This is a genomic window from Acinetobacter sp. AOR41_HL (genome assembly GCF_027854645.1).
In the GTDB taxonomy this organism is placed as follows: domain Bacteria; phylum Pseudomonadota; class Gammaproteobacteria; order Pseudomonadales; family Moraxellaceae; genus Acinetobacter; species Acinetobacter nosocomialis.
The window spans coordinates 30,409-53,349 of record NZ_JAKTHZ010000025.1; the positions used below are offsets into that span (position 1 = coordinate 30,409).

General features: G+C 41.0%; 19 protein-coding genes. 3 read left to right on the forward strand and 16 right to left on the reverse strand.

Annotated elements, in window-relative coordinates; all coding sequences use genetic code 11:
* Positions 1-20: 20 nt before the first annotated feature.
* The 10 genes from hisS to MKL35_RS09985 form a co-directional block, all read right to left on the reverse strand.
* On the reverse strand, positions 21-1,313 hold the full coding sequence (hisS, locus tag MKL35_RS09940) for a histidine--tRNA ligase (protein WP_106479672.1): 1,293 nt from the start codon (positions 1,311-1,313) through the stop codon (positions 21-23).
* The gene (gene ispG, locus MKL35_RS09945; protein ID WP_032009832.1) at positions 1,310-2,425 is read right to left on the reverse strand and encodes a flavodoxin-dependent (E)-4-hydroxy-3-methylbut-2-enyl-diphosphate synthase; all 1,116 of its coding nucleotides are present in this window, start codon (positions 2,423-2,425) and stop codon (positions 1,310-1,312) included. Before ispG ends, hisS begins: the two co-directional genes overlap by 4 nt.
* A gap of 21 nt (positions 2,426-2,446) precedes the next feature.
* Complete coding sequence (locus MKL35_RS09950) at positions 2,447-3,238, reverse strand: helix-turn-helix domain-containing protein (RefSeq protein WP_002053491.1); 792 nt, start codon at positions 3,236-3,238, stop codon at positions 2,447-2,449.
* Positions 3,229-4,029, reverse strand: coding sequence for a type IV pilus biogenesis/stability protein PilW (gene pilW, locus MKL35_RS09955; RefSeq protein ID WP_004710659.1), 801 nt, complete (start codon positions 4,027-4,029; stop codon positions 3,229-3,231). Before pilW ends, MKL35_RS09950 begins: the two co-directional genes overlap by 10 nt.
* Before the next feature lie 15 nt (positions 4,030-4,044).
* Positions 4,045-5,277 carry a 23S rRNA (adenine(2503)-C(2))-methyltransferase RlmN gene (rlmN, locus tag MKL35_RS09960; RefSeq protein WP_002053401.1) on the reverse strand — a complete coding sequence of 411 codons (1,233 nt, stop codon included), beginning with the start codon at positions 5,275-5,277 and terminating at the stop codon, positions 4,045-4,047.
* 122 nt (positions 5,278-5,399) lie between these two features.
* Positions 5,400-5,831, reverse strand: coding sequence for a nucleoside-diphosphate kinase (gene ndk, locus MKL35_RS09965; protein WP_000963851.1), 432 nt, complete (start codon positions 5,829-5,831; stop codon positions 5,400-5,402).
* A gap of 113 nt (positions 5,832-5,944) precedes the next feature.
* Positions 5,945-6,145, reverse strand: coding sequence for a Fe-S cluster assembly protein IscX (gene iscX, locus MKL35_RS09970; protein WP_000524329.1), 201 nt, complete (start codon positions 6,143-6,145; stop codon positions 5,945-5,947).
* A gap of 99 nt (positions 6,146-6,244) precedes the next feature.
* Positions 6,245-6,796 (reverse strand): phosphatase PAP2 family protein, encoded by a 552-nt coding sequence (locus tag MKL35_RS09975; protein ID WP_004710660.1) that lies wholly within the window; start codon positions 6,794-6,796, stop codon positions 6,245-6,247.
* A 24-nt stretch (positions 6,797-6,820) separates the two neighbouring features.
* A complete protein-coding gene (locus MKL35_RS09980; RefSeq protein ID WP_270913572.1) occupies positions 6,821-8,119 on the reverse strand; it encodes a glycosyltransferase family 4 protein in 1,299 nt (432 codons plus the stop codon).
* 137 nt (positions 8,120-8,256) lie between these two features.
* Complete coding sequence (locus tag MKL35_RS09985) at positions 8,257-10,440, reverse strand: carboxy terminal-processing peptidase (protein WP_004710662.1); 2,184 nt, start codon at positions 10,438-10,440, stop codon at positions 8,257-8,259.
* Positions 10,441-10,632: 192 nt separating this feature from the next.
* On the opposite strand from MKL35_RS09985, the gene nagZ reads away from it, so the two are divergent.
* Entirely contained in the window at positions 10,633-11,652 is a 1,020-nt protein-coding gene (nagZ, locus tag MKL35_RS09990) for a beta-N-acetylhexosaminidase (RefSeq protein ID WP_032009836.1), read from the forward strand.
* 325 nt (positions 11,653-11,977) lie between these two features.
* The gene (locus tag MKL35_RS09995; protein WP_032009837.1) at positions 11,978-12,820 is read left to right on the forward strand and encodes a class I SAM-dependent methyltransferase; all 843 of its coding nucleotides are present in this window, start codon (positions 11,978-11,980) and stop codon (positions 12,818-12,820) included.
* A gap of 53 nt (positions 12,821-12,873) precedes the next feature.
* On the opposite strand, the gene MKL35_RS10000 is transcribed toward MKL35_RS09995, so the two are convergent.
* Positions 12,874-14,187 (reverse strand): alpha/beta fold hydrolase, encoded by a 1,314-nt coding sequence (locus MKL35_RS10000; RefSeq protein WP_032009838.1) that lies wholly within the window; start codon positions 14,185-14,187, stop codon positions 12,874-12,876.
* 299 nt (positions 14,188-14,486) lie between these two features.
* Between MKL35_RS10000 and MKL35_RS10005 the strand changes: the two genes are divergently transcribed.
* Complete coding sequence (locus tag MKL35_RS10005) at positions 14,487-15,752, forward strand: glutamate-5-semialdehyde dehydrogenase (RefSeq protein ID WP_002053346.1); 1,266 nt, start codon at positions 14,487-14,489, stop codon at positions 15,750-15,752.
* Positions 15,753-15,857: 105 nt separating this feature from the next.
* Here MKL35_RS10005 and MKL35_RS10010 read toward each other — a convergent pair whose 3' ends face one another.
* The 5 genes from MKL35_RS10010 to edd all read right to left on the reverse strand — a co-directional run bounded on the left by MKL35_RS10010 (position 15,858) and on the right by edd (position 22,239).
* Positions 15,858-17,486 carry an NADP-dependent glyceraldehyde-3-phosphate dehydrogenase gene (locus tag MKL35_RS10010; protein ID WP_270913527.1) on the reverse strand — a complete coding sequence of 543 codons (1,629 nt, stop codon included), beginning with the start codon at positions 17,484-17,486 and terminating at the stop codon, positions 15,858-15,860.
* Positions 17,487-17,658: 172 nt separating this feature from the next.
* Positions 17,659-18,171, reverse strand: a complete 513-nt coding sequence (locus MKL35_RS10015) for a gluconokinase (protein ID WP_004710666.1) — start codon at positions 18,169-18,171, stop codon at positions 17,659-17,661.
* 17 nt (positions 18,172-18,188) lie between these two features.
* On the reverse strand, positions 18,189-19,547 hold the full coding sequence (locus MKL35_RS10020) for a GntT/GntP/DsdX family permease (RefSeq protein ID WP_002053229.1): 1,359 nt from the start codon (positions 19,545-19,547) through the stop codon (positions 18,189-18,191).
* A 197-nt stretch (positions 19,548-19,744) separates the two neighbouring features.
* The gene (eda, locus tag MKL35_RS10025; protein WP_002053427.1) at positions 19,745-20,365 is read right to left on the reverse strand and encodes a bifunctional 4-hydroxy-2-oxoglutarate aldolase/2-dehydro-3-deoxy-phosphogluconate aldolase; all 621 of its coding nucleotides are present in this window, start codon (positions 20,363-20,365) and stop codon (positions 19,745-19,747) included.
* Between the two features lie 20 nt (positions 20,366-20,385).
* Positions 20,386-22,239, reverse strand: a complete 1,854-nt coding sequence (gene edd, locus MKL35_RS10030; protein WP_032009840.1) for a phosphogluconate dehydratase — start codon at positions 22,237-22,239, stop codon at positions 20,386-20,388.
* Positions 22,240-22,941: the final 702 nt, after the last annotated feature.

The following is a 22,941-nucleotide window of genomic DNA, read 5'->3' on the forward strand; positions in this document are numbered from 1 at the left end:
CCTTTTCCAGATGTTTCAGTTTATTTTGTAAATTTTTCAATTAAGAATGGTACGATTTCAGCTAGTGCAACTTGTGTCTGCTCAGCTGTTGCCAACTCTTTGATAGCAAGCTGCTGTGCGTCCCATTCACGTTCACCCAAAATCATGGCGTAAACGGCCCCAGCCTGATCAGCCTTTTTCATCTGACTCTTCATGCTACCCTGTGAACCCGTTTTAATGCGAACATTGCTATTAGCAGCTTCTAACTGATCACGTAATTGTTCTGCCAAAACTAATGCTTTAGCTTGATAAGCTGGCTCTGCTACCAAGAAAACTTCACAATCACGTACAATTTCAGCTTTTTCAACTTGCTCAAGTAGAAGCAATAAACGCTCCATACCCATTGCAAAACCAACTGCTGGTACAGACTGATCAGCCTTGCCTTTTAGTTGGCCAACCAAGCCGTCATAGCGCCCACCTGCACATACCGTACCCTGCGAACCTAAAGCTGTTGTTGTCCACTCAAAAACAGTTTTATTGTAATAATCTAAACCACGTACCAGTTTTTGATTAATTACAAATTTAACGCCCGCAGCAGTCAAATAATCTTGTAATTGCTGGAAGTGGTTTAGACTGTCTTCTTTTAAAAAGTCGTGTAATTTCGGCGCATTTTCCAAAATTTTCTGAGTCGATTCAATTTTAGAATCTAAAATACGTAATGGGTTTGTTGTTAAACGGCGCTGTGAATCTTCATCCAAAGCATCTTTATGTTCATTTAAGAAGGCAACCAAAGCATTACGATATTCTGTACGCTCATCGGTTTCACCTAGAGTATTTAACTCAAGCTGAACCATGTGATCAACGCCCATACGTTTCCACAAACGAGCAGTTAACAGAATCAATTCAGCATCAATATCAGGTGTTGCCACACCAAAAGTTTCCACGCCAAACTGATGGAACTGGCGGTAACGGCCTTTTTGTGGTTTTTCATAACGGAACATAGGTCCCATATACCACACACGTGGCGTAGCACCACGCAACAAGTTATGTTCAACCAACGCGCGAACACAACCCGCTGTTCCTTCCGGACGTAAAGTCAGTGACTCAGGTGGGTTTCCTTTATCGAAGAATGTATACATTTCTTTTTCAACGATATCGGTCGCATCACCAATAGCACGTTTAAACAGTCCCGTTTGTTCAACGATCGGCAAACGAATTTGTTGGTAACCATAAGCATCCATTAAAGATGCTAAATGCTGCTCGAGACGTCTCCACGCTGCTGTTTGCGTTGGTAAAACGTCATTAAAACCTTTGATTGCGACAATTGAACTCATGATGAACTACGAATAATTTCTTTAGATTTAGCTTTTTCAAGCTCTTGAACACGTTGACGAACCATAGTTTCGATTTCATCAACCAATTGATTGGTATCAATTAAATGGCTTTTCTCACCATTACGATAAACCAATGAACGAGGCGCAGCCCCAACGACCCCAATATCTGCTTCTTTTGCTTCACCAGGACCATTTACTTTACAACCAATAACTGAAACGTCCATTGGTGTACGTATATCTTCTAAACGCTCTTCTAAGGCCTGCATCACCTGAATCACGTTAAATTCTTGGCGAGAACAACTTGGACAAGCAATAAAGTTAATACCGTTAGAACGTAGACCAAGCGATTTTAAGATATCAAAACCGATCTTGATTTCATCTTCTGGTTCAGCAGCAAGCGAAATACGCATGGTATCGCCAATACCTTCCATCAATAATCCACCAAGAGCAATCGCTGATTTCACAGTACCTGTACGGTAAATACCAGCCTCGGTTACACCCAAGTGCAATGGATTGTCGATTTGCTGAGAAAGCAAACGATAAGCATCCATGGTTAAAAACACATTTGATGCTTTTACGCTGACTTTAAACTCATGGAAATCTAGACGGTCTAAAATATCGATATGACGTAAAGCTGACTCAAGCAGTGCCTGCCCTGTTGGCTCACCATATTTTTTCTGTAAATCTTTTTCTAGAGAACCCGCATTCACACCAATACGCATAGAAATACCGTGATGGCGTGCAGCAGCAACAACTTCACGAACTTTTTGATCTGAACCGATGTTACCCGGGTTAATACGCAAACAGTCTGCACCATAGTCTGCAACTGCCAAGGCAATTCTATGGTCAAAGTGAATATCAGCCACTAATGGAACTGAAACACGTTTGCGGATCGCACCAAAGGCTTCAGCTGCTTCCATAGAAGGAACTGAAACACGCATAATATCTGCACCTGCGTCAACACAACGCTCAATCTGAGCAACAGTTGCATCGACATCGCAAGTTTCGGTATTTGTCATACTTTGCACGCTAATAGGTGCATCGCCACCGACATAGACCGAACCAACACGGATTTTACGTGTTGGTCGACGTTTAATTGGGTTCTCTATCATTGTATCGCTCAACTCATGGTATTAGCGGGATAAACGGAATTCAGCTTTACCGTTTACCGTATATGGAGACAATGAAATCTGTTCTTGGTTTAGACTTAATGACACAGCTGTTGCATCATCAAGACGAATCTGGAATGGAGACTCACCATTTAAGGTTAAAGTCGATGCCTGACGACCCGTCGCTAAAACCTTGCCTGTTGCATCTACAATATGAACAGAAGTTGGACGGTTAAAGTTTAACACCAATTGATCACCCGCTGTTGCAGAGGCACTTCCTTTCATAGGTAAAACTTCAACATTAGACTGATTGGCTTTTGGCACATCAGCTTCTTCTTTGTTTGAAGTCCATTTTTGGACACCCATCACAATCAATGACACGACAGCAATAATCAAAATCGCAAGTAACGCACGCTTTAACCATTTTTTGTTACGATCACTATTAGAACCCGGTAATTTACCCATGATTTTAATTGGTGAGTTGTTTAAAGCATGATTTGGCAAAAGACCTGTATCGTTCGCATAAATTTCATCAAAACGCTGAATAATTGCAGTTGCATCTGCATTTAAATATTTCGCATAAGAACGATAATAACCTTTAATAAAGGTTGCTTCTGGCAAAGATTTATAATCGTCTTGCTCTAACGCACTTAGCGTTTTAAGCGGCATATTTAAATCAGAAGATACTTGCTCTAATTCTTTTTTCTGAGAAACGCGAATTTGACGTAAATACTCACCAGGACGTTGAATATTTCCTAAAGCAGAAGTCGGTAAGCTTGAGCCAGTTGGCTGCTGTGAATTAGGATTTATTTCCATACGGCCTCAGTACTATACTGTAATTGCAAATAACGTTGATATTCTGGACTTTCCGGGAATAAAGCACGTAACTGGTTTACTAAAACTTGCATTCCCATTTTATCCGCATTGGCTCGAGCCACTCTTAAACCAATCCAAAGTGCGCGAGCACCCTGATTTTTCTGCCCCACTGTACGAACGTATTGTTCATACATTTGTGTAGCAGCCGGAATCTGCTGCTGCAAATAAAAAATTTCTGCTAACTCTAACATTGAAATGTAAGAATCGCGGTTAGCAAGGAGTGCTTGTTTGAATGTTTTTTCAGCACTCGCAATATCACCTAATTTTAAATAAATCCGCCCTAGATTTTCTAAGGCTTGATAGCGTTGATCATAACCTAATGTTGCACCAGCAATACGGAATTGCTCAATGGCATCATTATAACGCTCCATTTGGTACAAATACGTACCATAATTATTACGCGCCTGAGCATTATCTGGCTCAGATGAAATTGCACGTTTAAAATAATGTTCTGCTTTTTCTAAATTGGGTTTACTACCTTCTTGTTGCAATAAAATGCCCATCATCATATTTGCCGTTGCATCACGACTATCGACACTTAAAGCTTGGTCAAGGGAACGCTTTGCAGAGTCCAAGTCACCAGAACGAATGTATTCTGCGGCAAGCTGCGTACGCACCTTAACTGCTTTTTCCGGGTCCTTTTTAAGCGTTGGCGAAGACTGACAACCACTGGCCAGAAATGCAACAGCAACCCCCATACATAACATGATCTTTAACTTCGGAGTACTCAAAGTCTGCCCTCAACTTTATCCTTGTGTACGTAAAATCTCTTGTCGCTGCGCTACTTTCTTTTGCCACTGCTCAGCACGGCGCGTACGGTCAGCAACTTGACCCACTAACTGTCCACATGCAGCGTCAATATCATCACCACGTGTTTGACGAATCGTACACACAAATCCGGCATCAGACAAAGTTTTTTGGAACGAGATAATACGATTTCGACTTGAGCGACCATATGGCGCATGAGGGAATGGATTAAATGGAATTAAATTAATTTTACTTGGTAAGTTTTTAAGCAACTTAAGTAACTGCTGTGCATGTTCAGGCTGATCATTTACGCCTTCTAACATCACATATTCGATAGTCACATGTTTACGCGCACTTTCATTACCATCTTTGGCAATATAACGCTGACACGCTGCAATCAACTGAGCCAATGGATATTTTTTATTAATAGGTACAAGTTCATTACGTAGTTCATCGTTTGGTGCATGTAAAGAAATTGCTAATGCAACATCAATATCTTGTGCAAGTTGGTCAATTTTCGGTACAACACCAGACGTTGACAAAGTCACGCGACGTTTTGACATGCCATAAGCAAAGTCATCAAGCATAATGTGCATTGAGCTTAATACAGCATCATAGTTGAGTAATGGCTCACCCATACCCATCATCACCACATTAGTTACTGAACGCTCGCGCTCGGCAACAGGCACTTCTTCCATATAAGAATAGTTTGCCATCCAAAGTTGCCCAATAATTTCATCTGGCGTTAAATCGCGCTGAAAACCTTGCTTACCTGTTGAACAAAATGAGCAGTCTAATGCGCAGCCCACTTGTGAAGAAATACATAAGGTTTTACGTGAACCAGTTTTATCTTCGGCAGGAATTAATACAGTTTCTACTAAAGAGCCAGAACCTTCACCTACGCGAAACACCCATTTACGTGTTCCGTCTTTTGAATAATGACGGTGAACCACTTCAGGGGCTTTAATTTCACAAATTTGTTCAAGCTTTGCGCGCAATTTGCCTGAAATATTGGTCATTTCAGCAAAATCAGTGACAAAATATTGATGAATCCATTTCATAACCTGCCCGGCACGAAACTTTTTCTCACCAATATCTTCAAAGAATTTTTCTAATTGAGCGCGTGACATGCCGAGTAAATTCACTTTTTCGGCAGCAGGCGATGCTGGCGTGGACGAAGATTGCTGCTGTCCATCAAGATTTTCAGATGAAACGACCACTGCAGAACTCATGTGTATTTACCTAAACCATGTCAAAAAAAGAATATATTGTTCAAGAATCAAACAATATGCTCTTGAGAGAATAAAAAAACCAGATAAGTAGTATACCACTTATCTGGTTTGAATGCTTTCGATTAACGAGTGCGTGGGCAGATCTCGTTGTCAGCAAAGAAGTAAGCAATTTCACGCTCTGCAGAAGCAACTGAGTCAGAACCGTGAGCAGCATTTTCGTCGATGCTTACAGCGAAATCAGCACGGATAGTACCAGGAGCCGCTTCTTTAGGGTTTGTAGCACCTAAAATTTCACGGTGAGCAAGAACTGCGTTTTCGCCTTCAAGAACAGATACTACAACTGGACCAGAAGTCATGAATGCAACTAAGTCACCAAAGAAACCGCGTTCTTTGTGCTCTGCATAGAAACCTTCAGCATCAGCTTGAGAAAGGTGTTTCATTTTAGTCGCAACAATTTTTAAACCCGCTTTTTCGAAACGAGCAAAAATTTCACCGATGTGGTTTTTAGACACAGCATCTGGCTTTACGATAGACAAAGTACGTTCAATTGCCATGAGTGGCTCCTTTATTTTAAGATTTAAACTTTAAAAAATTTGCCGCATTATACCGATGTCATAGGCAATAATCAGCTTTGAATGTGTAAAAGTTGCGATTTTTTCTACTGTTTTTAGCGAACTTCATCTAACCAAGCCATTTGGATGGCTTCTAGCAATCCTTCGGTTGATTTATTTGGGTCATCACTAAAGTCTGGTAACGCACATACCCATGCATGTAAATCGGTAAAACGAATCCATTGCGGATCAACTTCTGGATGTGCTTCTGACAATTCAATGGCAATATCAATCGTATCTGTCCAACGTAAGCCCATAGCGGCTCCTATCTGTTTAATCTGCTAAATCACGAACTGTGTACTTTAGCAAATCCACAAACGTAATCGATAGCTTAAGCTGATAAAAATTACTGTTCGTTATAAAGCAATGCCCAATAATGGCGCGACAAAAATAATCAGACTTGCTACTGCCGCACCAATAAGTGCGCCTACAATCACATCACTTGGGTAGTGAAGTCCAAGCACCATACGAGACAATGCCACAAGCACCATGAATGGCAACATGGCAGCCAGCAACACAGGCTGGATATAACCCAACACAATTGTCACCATCACTGCATGTAGCGTATGGCCTGATGGAAAACTAAAGTGATCAAGTGGTCTCTCCCCAAGCACAATCACCTGATGTACTTGGTAAGGGCGTGGACGCGTGGTTTTATGTTTTAAGAATTTATAAATTGCTGTTCCGACCGAACCACCAAGTAGCAAATAGATAATTTGCAAACTATAGGTAATGCCATGCATTCCCCATACAATTGCCAGCATGAGGTACCAAAATGGCCCATCGCCCGCACGGCTAATAATTTTGAAAAATAAAGCTACACGCTGTGAATGGGAAAAATGATTGAGGTATAAACAGCCTCGTAAATCTAGATCGAGTATTTTTATTTTTGCATTCTTTAATTTCATGGTTGTTCTCCTATTTTAGGATACTTAGGTGAAGTCCACCGAGGATTCCTTCACTACCTGATAAAATGCCTGTTCTAATTGCTGTACCGGAAGTTGCCAACCGCTTTGCTGTACTTTACGACAGGCTTGTATGCCCATTTCTCTAAGTTGTTGTACTGAAGGGAGTTGATAAATTTGTTGTATAAAATGGTTTTTCTGTCCAAGTGGACTTAACCAGCCACTTACGTTATGGACTAAATATTGATTTGCACATGCATAATCATACGCGATAACAGGCAAACCGCTTGCCATTGCCTCTAAAACTACGTTACCAAACGTTTCAACCTGACTCGCAAATACAAAGACATCAGCACTTGCATATGCTATTGCTAAATCTTGTCCACGCAAACTACCCGTAAAAATGACATTTCTCGCTTCAGGTAATGCTTTTAATCGAGCAAGATCTGGGCCATCTCCTACCACCACAAGTTTAGTTTTATGTTGCTGCATATTTTGCATAGCTGCATAGCTTTCAACAATCAATTGAACTTCTTTTTCTGGTGATAAACGCCCTACATACAGCATGACACGAGTATCGGCATCGGCACCCCATTGCTGGCGTAAGCTTTCCGAACGGTGTTTTGGTGAAAAGCGTGTGGTATCGACCCCTCGTCCCACCACAACCAGTGGACAGGTAATACCAAAACCACGTAAAGCTTCTTCGGTATCTTTACTTGGCACACAAGTCACTTGAGTATTGTTATGAAACCAGCAAAGATATTTTTGAATTGGCTTAACTAAAAAAGCCAAATCAAAGAATCGGCTAAAATCTTGAAATGGTGAATGAAAGCCACTAGAGACCGGAATATCTTTTGCTTTTGCAGCTTGCATGGCAGTTAAGCCCAAAGGCCCTTCCGTCACGATGTGCACAACATCTGGCGCAAATTTTTCAAAAGCTTTTGAAACTTTTAAATATTGAGGCCAACCAAATTGCAGAGTTGGATATTTAGGAATAGCCTGTGACATGACGAGACATTCTTGCTCTGGTAGAAAATCATGACACTTGGCTTTTTGTTCTGGGCGAACCAGTAGAATTTTATGACCTTGTTTTTGCAAACCTTGACATAACTGTAATAAGGAAAGCGCTACACCATTAATTTCTGGTGGCCATGTCTCTGTCACAATCGCAATTTTTAAACGAGGACGAACCAACCCGTGGAGTTGGTGCAATTCCTGAGTATTAGACAACTGCTGTTTTTGTTTAAAATAGAAGTGGAAGCTTTCAGGGAGTTGCTGTTGTTTTAATAGTGCTGTCGCGTATGAGCCTTGCATAGCGCCATCCATCAATGTATTTATTTTCATGCTTAAAGATTAAGCAGCTTTCTTGACACTTTGATGATAAATGCATGACAGTTTACTGACATGAAAAATTAAAAAAGCACGCTGAGAACAGCGTGCTTTTTTATAAACAGACAAAGAACTTAACGGTTCTGCAATTTTGCATAATCCATAAGTACATTTGCTGCTTCATTCACAAATGTTTCTTCTTCTGGTAATGCAGGACGTTGGTTGGCTTTCATTTTGGCACGAGATTCAGCCAATGCATCTAAGGAAGCCTGATAGCTTTCCCAGTTAGCAAAAGGTTTTTGACCTGTCGCTACACGGCGTTCATTTTCAGCATCTAAAGTTTGCTTTTCTAAACTCAGAAGCTCTGCACGGCGCTTATCAATATCAAGAACAACTTGTTTCTGATCGCTAGTCACCTTTGCGATTGCCGTACGTTTATTTAAATATTTAAACTGCGGATCGACTGCTACACGTTGCTCTGAAAGTTGAGACAACTTCGCCACATATGGCTGAACAGAACCTTCACGTTTAAATGGTGCAGTTGGAATCGTATCCCACTTTAACGCATTTTTCGATTTACGCTCACCAAACTCTTCGTTATAGATATCAACAAGCTTAATATCTGGCACTACACCTTTGTTTTGCGTACTACCACCGGTAACACGGTAGAATTTACGCTGAGTTAAGGTTGCTTGACCATATGCCAAAGTATCGAGTTGGACCTGAGCTGTACCTTTACCTGTGGTTGTACTACCAATGATAATGCCACGCTCATAATCTTGAATTGCAGCAGAGTAAATTTCACTTGCAGATGCCGATGCCAAGTTTACCAATACAGCGAGTGGACCTGTATAGATTTGCTGACCACCATCGTTGTCTTCAAATACACTTACATTGCCATTGCCGTCACGAATTTGCACAACCGGACCTGACTTAATTACCTGCCCAAGCATACGTGCAACTTCTTCTAATGAACCACCTGGGTCATTACGCAAGTCAATAATAATACCTTCGACTTTCTTAGCTTTTAATGCCTCAAACGCATTTGCAGTGTCTTCAGAAACTGAACGATATTGCTGACCAGCACGACGTGAACGATAGTCAAAATAGAACGATGGAATTTCAATGACACCTAATAGATGTTTTTTACCATCACGTGTTACTTCAACTGTACGTGAACGGACGCCCGCATCTTCTTCTTGAATGACATCACGCACCAAGGTCACATTGCGTGCCTGACTCATTGACGCACCAGCACCAAGAAGTTTCAGCGTTACTTTTGTGCCACGTTTACCACGGATCAACCCAACAATTTCTGAACTCGACCAGCCGACCACATCAATCATTTTACCGCCCTCTTGAGCGACACCAACGATTCGGTCTCCTGATTTCACTTGACCAGACTTACTTGCCGGACCACCTTCTACAATGGTTTCAATCTTGGTGTAATCTTCATTGCCACGCTCTGGACGAATCGATACCCCAATACCTTCAAGTTGCAAGGTCGTTTGGCGGTTCAGTTCTATCGCATCAATTGGCGGATAATAGTTACTATGTGGATCATAAGTCGCCAACATTGCATTTAATGTTTTATCTAAAACATCGTCGCTTTTCACACGGCTAATTCTTTCAAGCTGACGTGTATAACGCTTGGTCAAAGTCTGAGCCGGTGTTAAATCTTCTGGGCCTGTTAAGTCTTGACCATCAGCAAGTGATGGATTTTCTTTTAATGCCTTTTGTTTCGCCTGCTCTTCTTCACGGCTAATCGTTAAATTAATTAACTGCGAAACTAACATTTTACGCCAGTGATTTTGCTGCTCAGCCGATGTTTTAAAATACGGTGCTTTTTCGCGATCTACTTCAATAAAGGTATTTGGCTGTTTTAAATTTTGTGGTTTCTTTAACTCAGCAAGCATGAACTCATAAAATTGTTTTAAGCGTTCACGATATTGCTGGTGAATAGCAAACGGTCCAGTTAAATTCCCCGCTTTTAATGAAGCACCAAAATTTGAACCATAGAGCTTTTTATAATTTTGAACTTCAGCGTCTAAAAATAATGAATGGTCTGGATCAAGGCTATCTAAATACATATCGAGAATACGGTTAGATGTATTCGCATCCAAACGCATATTTAAATAATGTTGGCGATCAACTAAAGTTGCCAGTTGACGAGCCACCAAGGCCTGCTCTTGCGTTGGCTGGATCGATTGAGAAACAGCAGCTGTATTGGTTGCTGCTCTTGCTTCGTTCATCGTATGAGAGAAGAATAAACCGCCAGTCGCGATTGCTACTGCACAAGCTATAGTTTGAAGTTTCATAAATTCTTAATACTTCCTTGGGTGTTCGTATCTTACACGCTCTGTTTTCGATATGAACTAAGCAGATTCAACATCTTAACCAACTAAATTGTTTATACCGTGTAGTTTTATCATATTCTGTACTGACAAAATGTAGCAAATCATTGCAAAATTCGCTTATTGTTTTTCAATCAAAATTCAAATGGAACCAATATGATTGGCGCGTTGATGCTGGACATTGCCGGCACAGAACTTACTAAAGAAGATATTGAACTATTACAAGCTCCGCAAGTCGGTGGCATGATTTTATTTGCACGAAATATTGAATCACCACAACAAGTCCGTGCTTTAACCGACCATATGCGCCATATTCGCCCAGATATTTTAATTGCCGTTGACCAAGAAGGTGGCCGTGTTCAACGTTTAAAATCTGGCTTTACGCTATTGCCAGCCATGGGCCGCTTTGGCGAACTCTATATTACTCAACCACAAAAGGCTCTAGAACTGGCCGAACAGTGTGGCTGGTTAATGGCAACTGAAGTCTTAGCTGTGGGGATCGATTTTAGTTTTGCACCGGTTCTAGACCTCAATTCGATTAGTGATGTGATTGGTGACCGTGGCTTCTCTAAAAATATTGAGGATATTGCTCCGCTTGCTGGTGCATTTATGCGCGGCATGAAAAAAGCCGGCATGGCAAATACTGGTAAGCACTTCCCGGGTCACGGTTCGGTCAAAGCCGATTCACATGTCGCAGCCGCAATTGACAGCCGTAGCTATGACGAAATTTACAACCATGATATGCAAAGCTTCATTAAGCTTATGCCTGAGCTCGATGCGCTCATGCCTGCACATGTAATTTACGACAAGGTTGACCCAAATCCGGCAGGTTTCTCACCTTTCTGGATTCAAGAAGTCCTTCGTAATCGTTTGAAGTTTAATGGTGTACTTTTCTCTGATGACTTAAGCATGCAAGCTGCTTGTGTCGCTGGAGGTGCAGATGCGCGTATTCAAGCAGCTCTGGCAGCTGGTTGTGATATGGGGCTAGTGTGTAATGACCGTAGTGCAGCATGTACAGCACTCGATGGTATTGCAAACTTAGAACTACCAAATCAAGAGCGTTTAGAACGTATGCGTGGTCGAATACCACAAATCCAAGTGGGTGAAACTTTATCGCTTGGAAATGAATGGCAAGCTGTCAAAACAGCCATTGAAGAGTTTAAGAATTCGATTTAAGTTAGTAAAAATTTTAATTGGCTACAAAAACCTATTCACTATCTGATACGCGGTTAAGTCATACGCAACCTGCTCATCTGCTGAAGGATATTGATTGCTTCAATATATTTGATAGATGCAGAAAGTGAACAGGTTTTGCGTATGACAATGGTTTTGGTTACTTTTCCCGAAAGAAAAGTAACTCCAACTGAAAGTTCATCCCAGAATGCCAACCTAATTGACAGGACTCCGTCATGCAGGTTCATTCACCATCAATGCATTAGAACCTCTTCATTGTTATTAATAATGAAGATCACACAAAAACAATAAATCGAGTTCAGGACGAATGACACAACACCTTTCAAAACACCGCCACATTTCTTTTACAGCTCACTATACGGGTTATATCTGGTATCAAATGGGGATCTCACACGAAGCACTTGCTACGAGTAAAGGCAAATCTTTGGCATATTTAGTTCACCCATTAGAATCCTGGGCAGAGAAATATGTCGGTGGCAGTATGCGCACGACGCTTAAACAGCGCCATACCATGCTTGATCATGATTTAGAGAAGTTAATTCAAGAAAATTCTGATTTACAGGTGCTTGAAATCGCTTGTGGTTTATCACCACGTGGCTGGTGGTTTAGGCAGCATTACCCTTCCATTAGCTATCGAGAGCTTGATTTGCCTGATATGGCTCAAATAAAACAAAATGCATTACAACAAATTGAAAAAAATGCACCCGAGGTTTTATCAGTCGATTTATTTACCGAAGCCTTTGCTCAAGCGTTTGAAGTGTTTGACCCTAGCCGTCCATTGGTTATCATCAGTGAAGGTTTAATTAACTATTTTGATAAAGATTTATTAAAGCAACTGATCCAATCCATTGCCCACTATGGTGCTTCTTTTAAAAAGCTTCATTATTTAACCGACCTGTATCCTGAACCCGTTAAGAACAAACTCGCAAGTATTATCTGGAACAGTAGTAAATTACTTAAACTTATGTCTCGAAGCTCATTTAGTTTCCATTTTAAGACACCACTAGAGGTGAAAGACTTTTTTAAAGATGCAGGCTTTAGTCAAGTTAACGTTGAACAACCGCAAATATTCTTTGGACAAGTTGCTAAAGACAGCGATGAAGAGCATTTAGGTGACTTAGTCTGGACTATCCATGCTCAATTAAAATAAAAAAAGGAAGCCTCGTGAGTTTTGAGGCTTCCAAATCATAAAAGAGTTAAACGCTAAGCTGCTTGTTTCTGGCGAGCAATGAAGCGGCTTAAACGGTCAGCAAGCTCAAAACTACCATGTTTAAATAAGGCACGAACTCCTTGTTCAGTAGCTTCAAAGATTAAACACTCAATCGAAAAAGCGCCCTCTTCATCTTCTAAATGTAAAGCCAAATCACGTGGGTGTTCATTTACAAACTCAAGCTGTGCTACATCCTCTAACTTCAAATACATCCCAAAGAAAGTCACATCAACAATCGTCACTGGCACCTCTGTTTCACATTCACGGTGGCTCAGTTTCGTTTTAGGCTGGAGAACTGGTATACGCTCTTCACCTCGGCGTTCCATGTTTTGCATTTGCTCACGCGTCATTGGAATAATGCCATCCAGATTTTGGATAGATTCACCCTTCAAAAATGAAGTGAACAAACTCATAGTTTCTTTACGGCGCTGGAGCTGCGGCACATGGTCGGCGTTAGCAATCAGAGCAAATTCCATATTCGGACATTGTAAAGCAAAATTGGCATTTTCATGAGGCAAAGTAAAACTATCGTACTGCCCTGCTGCGACCAGTGTCTTACATTCTGGAATAGGTACATCTGTTAAACGCAAAAGGCGATTACAGTTAATTTCATAACGCTCTCGTTCAGTACCTGTAAACTCTGCCATTTGCCTAAAAAATAATTTTTTAGCTGTAGGAGACATACGTGTTTTATCTAATTTGGCATGATTCACCAAATATAAAATTACCGCTTGCCCAAACTCTTCCATACGATTTTCTTGCATGAGTTTGAGCGACTCTTCCAGAATCATCCGCCAGCTTTTACGGGTCTTTTGCATAACACCCATTAAAATCATACGGTCCATCAAATCTGGACGATGATAAGCAAAACATGAAGCAACAACTGAACCCAACGACATTCCCATTACAGAAACTTTTTGAATTCCCACAATATCTAACCAGCGACCTAACATTGCGGACAAATCAGGTAGTTCTAATGTTCCAGCAGAAATTCCGGTATCTCGATTGGTAATTTGTTGATTTGCGCCCATAGATGGCAAGTCGATTAAAATGACCGGGCCACTTTCAAACAGTTGCTCAACACAATATTTATAAGAGTTAAAATTTTGAAAAGCACCACCAACAATCACAATCGGTGTTTTGTGAATGGTTTTTGGGTCTGCAATCGCCATGTATTCAATTTTCCAACCGTCAATCCATGTCGTACGAGCTGGCTGTTTAAAACTATCTCTATGGTAGATATCGAAAAACCCAAAACCGGCATAAGCTTGGTTTATCTCCGAATCCATTTGAATAATGGAATTCATATCCTTGCTTCCTCCTTGCTGTAATTTTTTTATGCTGCAAGAGTTCCTTCTTGAACATGTAATCTTTTATGCACAAATCTTTAAAATTTGTATTAGTTTGTATTGCACAAGTCCATTCTAAACAATTGTCTGAAATATACGCAATCGCTGAAATGACCGCTCATCTTGTTTAAGCCACGAATAGTTTGCAAAATATTTAAATGTTTTTTTATAGCGGTCACATTTTTCAAAAAAAGCCATTCATTGTTCCGCATTTGACTGCTACTATCGTAGTCATTGGTAAATGATTAAAAACTGCTATGCAAGATTCAATTGAACAATATATGCAAAAAGTCGGGCAACAAGCACGTGAGGCTTCACGTGTCTTAACAAGTGCTTCGACTTCGCTTAAAAATCATGCACTCTCTGCTATTTACACTGCTTTAGAAAATAATCAGGCAGCGATTTTGGCGGCGAATCAACTCGACATGGAAAAAGGCCGTAGTAACCAACTTGACAGTGCCTTACTTGATCGTCTTGAACTTACGCCCGCACGTTTTAAAGGGATGTTGCAAGGTTTAAAAGATGTGATCGCTCTCGTCGATCCAATTGGGGAAATTACGGATCTTGCATATCGCCCCACAGGTATTCAAATTGGGAAAATGCGTGTGCCTTTGGGTGTAGTAGGTATGATTTATGAATCACGCCCAAACGTCACACTTGAAGCTGCATCTTTAGCAATTAAATCGGGCAATGCCATTATTTTACGTGGTGGTTCAGAAGCACTTGAGTCAAACAAAGCAATCGCAGAAGCAGTTAAACATGGTTTAAAAGTTGCTGGTTTACCTGAGCACTCAGTACAAGTGATTGAAACTTCTGACCGTGCGGCAGTTGGTCACCTCATTACCATGGCTGAGTATGTAGATGTCATTGTTCCACGCGGTGGTAAAAGCTTAATTGAGCGCGTAACCAACGAAGCCCGTATTCCTGTGATTAAGCATCTTGATGGTAACTGCCACGTGTTTGTAGAAGCACAAGCAGACTTGCAAAAAGCATTACCGATTACTTTAAATGCCAAAACTCATCGTTACGGTGTTTGTAATGCGATGGAAACACTGCTTGTTGATGAAAAAATTGCAGATGTTTTCTTACCACGCATTGCTGAACTTTATGCTGAAAAACAAGTTGAGTTACGTGGCTGTCCAGAAACACGTCGTATTTTGGGTACGACTGTCAAACCTGCAACAGAAGAAGACTGGTATACCGAATATTTAGGACCAATTCTTGCAATTAAAGTGGTTAGCGGGATTGATGAAGCAATTGACCATATCAATAAATATGGTTCGCATCATACCGATGCAATTGTGACTGAAAACTATACTTTAGCTCGTCAGTTCTTGGCTCGTGTAGATTCAAGTTCAGTCGTAGTTAATGCCTCAACTCGTTTTGCTGATGGCTTTGAATATGGTTTAGGTGCTGAGATTGGTATCTCAACTGATAAAATCCATGCACGCGGCCCTGTTGGCTTAGAAGGTTTAACTTCTCAAAAATGGATTGTGTTAGGTGACGGTCAAATTCGTCAATAAATCCCTTATTTAAATAAAAACGCCTGATCCATATCAGGCGTTTTTATTTTGTTATTTCCCATAAAAAAGCCAGCCCGAAGGCTGGTTTTTTTAATCGTATATCAATTAGAAAATAAAGTCGGTATTCACAAACTTCGAATAGTGCTCAGACACCATAGAAGCCAGCATACCTTTACTGTCATCAGTCTGTTTAGCCGCAATCATAGAGCGGATCGAGAATGCACGAAGCGCATCATGCACAGACAGCGTACCTTCTGCAGAATCTTTACGACCACCAAATGGGAATACATCAGGGCCACGCTGACATTGACAGTTGATGTTTACACGACAAACTTGATGTACCAGTGTATCGACCAAATGACCAATTTGCGCTGGGTCACTACCAAAGATACTCACCTGCTGACCATGATCAGAAGTAGTGACATAATCCAATACAGTTTCAATATCATCATAAACAGCAACTGGTACCACTGGCCCAAACTGTTCTTCGCGATATAGTCTCATCCCCTCAGTCACTGGATAAACGACAGCTGGATAGAACATGGTTTTGCAGAATTCACCACCTTCCGGAATAACCACTTTAGCCCCTTTTGCCACAGCATCTTCAATCACTTCAGTCATGTAGGCGGTACGGTGCATACCTGGTAGCGGCGTAATAGAGACACCTTTTTCCCACGGCATACCTACTTTCAGTTTAGCCAGCTCAGTCGTTAAACGATTAACAAATTCATCGGCTATTGAGCGGTGTACCATGAGCATTTTCAAAGCAGTACAACGCTGACCATTGAATGACAATGCACCCAGTAGACATTCTTTCACTGTCAGGTCTAAGTCAGCATCCGGCAAAATGATAGCTGCATTCTTCGCATCCAACCCCAAAATCGCACGCAGACGATGGGATTTTGGATGTTGCTTTTTCAAATGATCAGCCACTTTACTAGAACCAATCAGTGCCAGTACATTAATTTGCCCTGACGCTAATAAGTGAGGCACTACCAGAGAACCTGGTGCATAGATAGTATTGATTACGCCTTTTGGAAATGAATCTCGGAATGCCTCTAGCAATGGTTCAAATAGTAAAGTTCCAAATTGAGGTGGTTTAAAAATAATGGTATTACCCATTAGCATAGCTGGGATTAGGGTTGCGAAGGTTTCATTCAGTGGGTAGTTGTATGGTCCCATACACAACACAACACCTAATGGAGTACGACGAATTTGACCAATAGTACCTTCAGCAATTACAAAGCGAGAGTTAGCATTATCCAGATCTTTTAAAGCATCAATGGTTTGACGCATATAGGTAATAGTACGATCAAACTCTTTCTCTGAGTCAGCCAAGCTCTTGCCAATTTCCCACATGATCAGCTTAATAATCAGATCTCGTTGCTCTACCATGCGCTGAATGAAATTCTGCATACAAGCGATGCGCTCACCAACTTTCATCATTGGCCATTCGCCGCGACCATTGTTGTAAGCCCGTACTGCCGCTTCCAGAGCTTCATCACTTTCTTTTTCGCCCATGACTGGATAACTACCAAGTTCAACTTGCTGTAGGCTACCGTCAGACTGCTGAATCCAGATCGGAGATAATGTTTTCTTGGTTGGACCAGCCCATAGCTTCAACTCACCGTCCACCAGTGAGACACGTTGATGAATTTGAGATGGCAGACGTACACTTTCAGGAATACTGTCCACTACTGGAAATTTATGCTGTAAATTATTTAACTGATTCATTCTTCTTAGTACCTTATTCTTTGTATATCTTTTTATATCTACCGAGCTTTCACTGTAATCAGGTCTTATTCGGGTCAATACTACTATTATTATCAGTACTCACCTTGCTTGAACCGTAGATGCAAGGTGAATATCTTAAGGCTGTGATAGTTTCGATATTTTCTAGATGAATTTACCCCCGACACACACTATCAGTCACCCCTAGCTTCTGGATGACTTGTTCAATGATCTGTTCTGGTGTGAGAGCAATATCAATTGCTATTGCCTCATTCACATCAGGTTCTTCTAATGTATCTAGTTGAGTTTGTAACAATGATGGATCAAAAAAATGACCAGATCTTTCTGCAAGTCTTTGCTGTAATAGTTCAAAAGAACCTTTTAGATATACAAACTTAACATTCTGGTCCTGCCCTCTTAAAATATCGCGATACATCCGCTTTAAAGATGAGCATGTAAACACAGCTGTTTCACCATCTCTTTGTTTTGTTTCAATTGCCTGACGAATGGCTTGCAACCATGGCAAGCGATCTTCATCAGTTAAAGGAATACCTTGGCTCATCTTGCTTTTATTTGCAGCGGAATGAAGCGTATCGCCATCAAGAAACTCACAAGCCAAACGCTCTGATAACAACTCACCAATGAGGGTTTTCCCTGTTCCACAGACACCCATAGCTATCACAATCATGGATTACCTACCTCTAATTACAAAACAGCGCTAAGCAACAATGTGAAAGACAAACCAAGTACTGAAATAATTGTTTCCAGTACAGACCAAGTCTTCAGTGTCTGCCCAACTGTCATTCCAAAATATTCTTTGATTAGCCAGAAACCAGCATCGTTTACATGCGAGAAAATTAATGATCCTGAACCTGTTGCTAATACTAAAAGTTCAGGTCTAACAACTACACCTGCCGCCGCCGCAATAGGTGCAACAATGCTACAAGCCGTAGCCATCGCAACAGTAGCCGAACCTGTCGCCAAGCGTATAAGAGCTGCAACAAGCCATCCTAACAACAATGGTGAAAGGTTTGCTTTTAAGGCAGTAGATACAATTTCATTAGAAATTCCACTGTCTCTTAAAATACCGCCAAAACCGCCACCAGCACCAACAATCAACAAAATACCGGCAATTGAAGCCAAGCACCCACCACAGAACTTTTCAATTTGTTCACGGTTGAAACCCTGCATGGTGCCGAAAGTAATAAAGCTGACCAAAACAGCAATAAGTAATGCAATATCAGAAGTACCAATAAAGCGTAATAACTCATTTGGAAAAGTTTTTGGAGCAAAGAAAACATCTGCCCAACTACCAACTAGCATCAATGCAACTGGCAGCATGATCGTAAATAAGGTAATACCAAAACTTGGTAATTCACGTGTCTTGTTAGCATCTGCTTCAACAAACTGCTTTGCTAAAGGATTGTTTTCAGGCAATTTGACATATTTGTTGATCCATAATGCATACAATGGACCTGCAACAACCGCTGTCGGGACACCAACCAACAAACTGTACATAATAGTTTTACCGATGTCGGCGTGGTAAGCCTGCACCGCGAGCAAAGCTGCTGGATGTGGTGGAATCAACCCGTGTACGACCGATAAACCTGCAACCATAGGTAAACCTACAACCAACAATGATTTACCTGTGCGTTTAGCAATGTTGAAGGCAATTGGAATTAGAAGTACAAAACCGACTTCGAAAAATACGGGAAGCCCCACAATTAATGCAATGAACATCATGGCCCAGTGAATATGTTTTTCACCAAACCATTTAATTAAAGTGATTGCTATTCGTTCTGCACCACCTGACTCGGCCATCATCTTGCCAAGCATGGTTCCTAGCGCAATCACAATCGCAAGGTGACCTAATGTTTTACCGGTACCAGCCTCATATGATTTAACGATCCCGTCCATTGGCATGCCAACTGCAAGAGCTAAACCGAGAGAAACAATAATAAGAACTAAAAAGGGGTAAATTCTAAACTTCGCGATCATAACAATCAAAGCAACAATCGCGATTAAAGTATAGATAAGCAACATGCCACCCTGAACGGTCTCCATGTGACACTTTCTCCTTGGAATAATGCTATCTAGGCATACTGCCCAAACGAAGCTCTTCAACCAGAGATATACTCATTGTTGAAGCACTCATTTTTTATATTTTGTATGACTGGCATCCGCCAGTCACCGCATCACAAAAAATCTAAAGCACCTAAAAGACACTTTAGATTTTCAAACCACAATTACTTTCGTAAAACTCACAACTGACTTGCAATTTGGGCTAAACGGGTAATTTCAGCCCAATCTTGTGCAGCGACAACGGGCTTAGGTGTTAACCATGACCCGCCTACACACACGACATTAGGTTGCTTCAAGAAATCTGGAGCTGACTCGGCTGTAATTCCACCTGTAGGACAAAAACGTAAGTTTGGAAATGGGCCATAAAATGCTTTTAGCATCTCTACACCACCAGCCTGTTGAGCAGGGAAAAACTTCACAATGTCGTAACCCAATTCAATCGCTTGAATAAGATCACTCGGTGTCATTACCCCTGGTAAAAGAGGCAAGCCCGCATCTTGCGCAGCCAGATGCAAGTCCTTAGTCAAACCCGGAGATACCCCGAATTTAGCGCCTGCTTTTTTAGCTTGAGCACAATGCTCAGGCTTAGTAATCGTTCCTACGCCCACCACAATGTCATCTGCTAACTGAGACGCTCGCTCAATAGCAGCCAAACCAGCAGCGGTACGTAAAGTAATTTCCAGTACTTTTACACCACCAGCATGCAACGCACGTGATACATGCTCACCTTGTTCAGCAGAATCAAAAGCCAACACTGGAATTACTGGGCCTAATTTGACAACATCTTCAATCTTGCTCATTACTTTGTAATTCCTTCGTCTCAAATATGCGCTTGTGGCTCTTCGCCAACAAGTGCACCAAACACAGATGCACCATGCTCAGCAGGCGCTGCTGCTACACGGAATACACCAAATAATTCACGTCCAAAACCGACTTCGTTTTCAGCCTGATGTTCTGGCTGTGCAACAGGGCGTGACTGCCAAGTTTGTTCATCTAACTCAATATCGAGTACGCCAGCTTCAGCATCAATGATTAACATATCTCCGGTTTGAACTTTTCCAATCGGACCGTTTAATAACGCTTCTGGAGACAAATGAATGACTGCCGGTACTTTGCCTGAAGCACCAGACATACGGCCATCAGTCACTAATGCAACATGAAAACCTTGATCCTGTAAAACACCCAACACAGGCGTTAAACGGTGTAATTCAGGCATACCATTCGCACGAGCACCTTGGAAACGAACCACCGCAATAAAGTCTCGGTGTAATTCACCACGATCAAACGCCGCTTGTACCGCTTCTTGCGAGTCAAATACGATTGCTGGTGCTTTCACTTTACGGTGCTCTGGCGCAACCGCAGAAATTTTAATAACACCACGGCCAAGGCGACCTTGCATTAAGCGCAAGCCACCATCTGGCTGAAACGGCGCATCAATACTACGGAGTACTTTGTCATCAAGGCTTTGAACCACACCGTCAACCCAAGTGAGCTGACCGTCAATCAATTTCGGTTCTTTAGTGTAGTGCTGTAAACCTTTACCAGCGACTGTCGTCACATCGTTATGTAGTAAACCAGCCTCAAGTAAGTTACGAATAAGGAATGCCACCCCACCCGCTGCTTGGAAATGGTTTACATCGGCTTTACCATTTGGATAGATTTTTGCGAGCAATGGAACAACAGCAGACAACTCATCAAAGTCATCCCAGTCAATTAAGATGCCAGCCGCACGTGCAATCGCAATAAGATGTAAGGTATGGTTGGTTGAACCGCCTGTAGCCAGTAAAGCTACAATGCCATTGATAATGGCTTTTTCATCAATAACATGACCAATCGGCGTATAGTTACCACGCTCAGCAGTTAGGTCGAGTACACGCTTAGCAGCTTCGGCAGTAAGCGCGTCACGTAGTGGTGTGTGAGGATGAACAAATGCAGCACTTGGCAAATGTAAACCCATCACTTCCATCAACATTTGGTTACTATTGGCAGTACCATAGAATGTACATGTGCCCTGCCCATGATATGCAGCCGACTCAGCTTCAAGTAAGGCATCGCGACCTACTTGGCCTGTAGCGAATTGCTGGCGGATTTTAGCTTTATCATCATTCGATAAACCGCTGCTCATTGGACCTGCGGGTACAAAAATAGTTGGTAGATAACCAAACTGTAAAGCACCAATTAGCAAGCCTGGCACAATCTTATCGCATACCCCGAGACACAATGCAGCGTCAAACATATTATGAGAAAGTGCAATCGCTGTACTCATTGCAATTGTTTCACGTGAAAACAATGACAATTCCATACCGGCATTACCTTGAGTAATACCATCACACATTGCCGGTACACCACCAGCAAACTGTGCAACGCCGCCATTTTCGCGAGCAGCTGTTTTTATAATGTCAGGGAATGTTTTATATGGGGCATGTGCCGAAAGCATTTCATTATAAGAAGACACAATACCAATATTTGGTTCACGCCCCACTTTAATAATTAATTTTTCATTATCTTCCATGCCGGCAAATCCATGAGCCAGATTGGCACATGAAAGTGCTCCACGAGCTGGAAATTTGCCTTGAGCATGTTCAATACGTTGTAAATATGCAGAACGAGTTTTTTGGCTACGCGCAATTACACGTTCGGTAACTTTTGCCAATATTGGATTCGGCAAGTCCATGCTGGACGCTCCTGTACAACCGGATAAGCCGGAACAATAAAAATAGACCAAATGATATATTTCATCATCATTTGATAAGGGGGAGGAACAATATTATTAAGGCAAAAAGCGACATGCAAGCCCTAGACAACTTTACGGTAATACCTGAGCATGAGTATTAAATACAAATTATGTTTAAGTTTTAAACAAGAAGCTGGTTTTATTTTTGACTATATTTACCGGTATATTAGCCTCTAATAACTATGAGAAAATTCTCATAATATCAAAGTAATAAAATATCTTTATAAATGTATTAACACAGTTTTTTTATACTAAATTTTATAATAAAAATGTTTATGATTTATTCATTTTAACCTATATATAAACGATTAAATCTTAATTTCATTTACGTATATTATTTGTAATATATTCATCGAGATTGATTAAAATAACATCACTTCTTTTTCTTAAAAAATTTATACCAAATAGTTGAAAATTACATTAAATACAAATTTACTCTTCATAAATATATACAAAAAACTGTTTAATTCATCTACAAAAAATAAATGAATACAGTGATTAAGCTTTATACTGAACAAATATTAGTTATAAAAAATTTAATGGTCGATAGTGCTTAAGTCTAATGGGCTAAAGTCTATCTTGGACAGAAAAACAACACATGTTAAAACATCACAACCTGCTCTTAGTGCATATTGCAATTAA

What these genes read in the sequence shown, in the direction of transcription:
- MKL35_RS10000 (WP_032009838.1), bottom strand. Translation starts at nt 14,187, where the DNA reads ATGAATTCCATTATTCAAATGGATTCGGAGATAAACCAAGCTTATGCC.
- MKL35_RS10015 (WP_004710666.1), bottom strand. Translation starts at nt 18,171, where the DNA reads ATGATTGTGATAGCTATGGGTGTCTGTGGAACAGGGAAAACCCTCATT.
- MKL35_RS09950 (WP_002053491.1), bottom strand. Translation starts at nt 3,238, where the DNA reads ATGGAAATAAATCCTAATTCACAGCAGCCAACTGGCTCAAGCTTACCG.
- MKL35_RS09995 (WP_032009837.1), top strand. Translation starts at nt 11,978, where the DNA reads ATGACACAACACCTTTCAAAACACCGCCACATTTCTTTTACAGCTCAC.
- MKL35_RS10005 (WP_002053346.1), top strand. Translation starts at nt 14,487, where the DNA reads ATGCAAGATTCAATTGAACAATATATGCAAAAAGTCGGGCAACAAGCA.
- MKL35_RS09975 (WP_004710660.1), bottom strand. Translation starts at nt 6,796, where the DNA reads ATGAAATTAAAGAATGCAAAAATAAAAATACTCGATCTAGATTTACGA.
- MKL35_RS10010 (WP_270913527.1), bottom strand. Translation starts at nt 17,486, where the DNA reads ATGAATCAGTTAAATAATTTACAGCATAAATTTCCAGTAGTGGACAGT.
- MKL35_RS09985 (WP_004710662.1), bottom strand. Translation starts at nt 10,440, where the DNA reads ATGAAACTTCAAACTATAGCTTGTGCAGTAGCAATCGCGACTGGCGGT.
- eda (WP_002053427.1), bottom strand. Translation starts at nt 20,365, where the DNA reads ATGAGCAAGATTGAAGATGTTGTCAAATTAGGCCCAGTAATTCCAGTG.
- nagZ (WP_032009836.1), top strand. Translation starts at nt 10,633, where the DNA reads ATGATTGGCGCGTTGATGCTGGACATTGCCGGCACAGAACTTACTAAA.
- hisS (WP_106479672.1), bottom strand. Translation starts at nt 1,313, where the DNA reads ATGAGTTCAATTGTCGCAATCAAAGGTTTTAATGACGTTTTACCAACG.
- MKL35_RS09980 (WP_270913572.1), bottom strand. Translation starts at nt 8,119, where the DNA reads ATGGATGGCGCTATGCAAGGCTCATACGCGACAGCACTATTAAAACAA.
- ispG (WP_032009832.1), bottom strand. Translation starts at nt 2,425, where the DNA reads ATGATAGAGAACCCAATTAAACGTCGACCAACACGTAAAATCCGTGTT.
- edd (WP_032009840.1), bottom strand. Translation starts at nt 22,239, where the DNA reads ATGGACTTGCCGAATCCAATATTGGCAAAAGTTACCGAACGTGTAATT.
- rlmN (WP_002053401.1), bottom strand. Translation starts at nt 5,277, where the DNA reads ATGAGTTCTGCAGTGGTCGTTTCATCTGAAAATCTTGATGGACAGCAG.
- iscX (WP_000524329.1), bottom strand. Translation starts at nt 6,145, where the DNA reads ATGGGCTTACGTTGGACAGATACGATTGATATTGCCATTGAATTGTCA.
- MKL35_RS10020 (WP_002053229.1), bottom strand. Translation starts at nt 19,547, where the DNA reads ATGGAGACCGTTCAGGGTGGCATGTTGCTTATCTATACTTTAATCGCG.
- ndk (WP_000963851.1), bottom strand. Translation starts at nt 5,831, where the DNA reads ATGGCAATTGAACGTACTTTGTCTATCGTAAAGCCAGATGCTGTGTCT.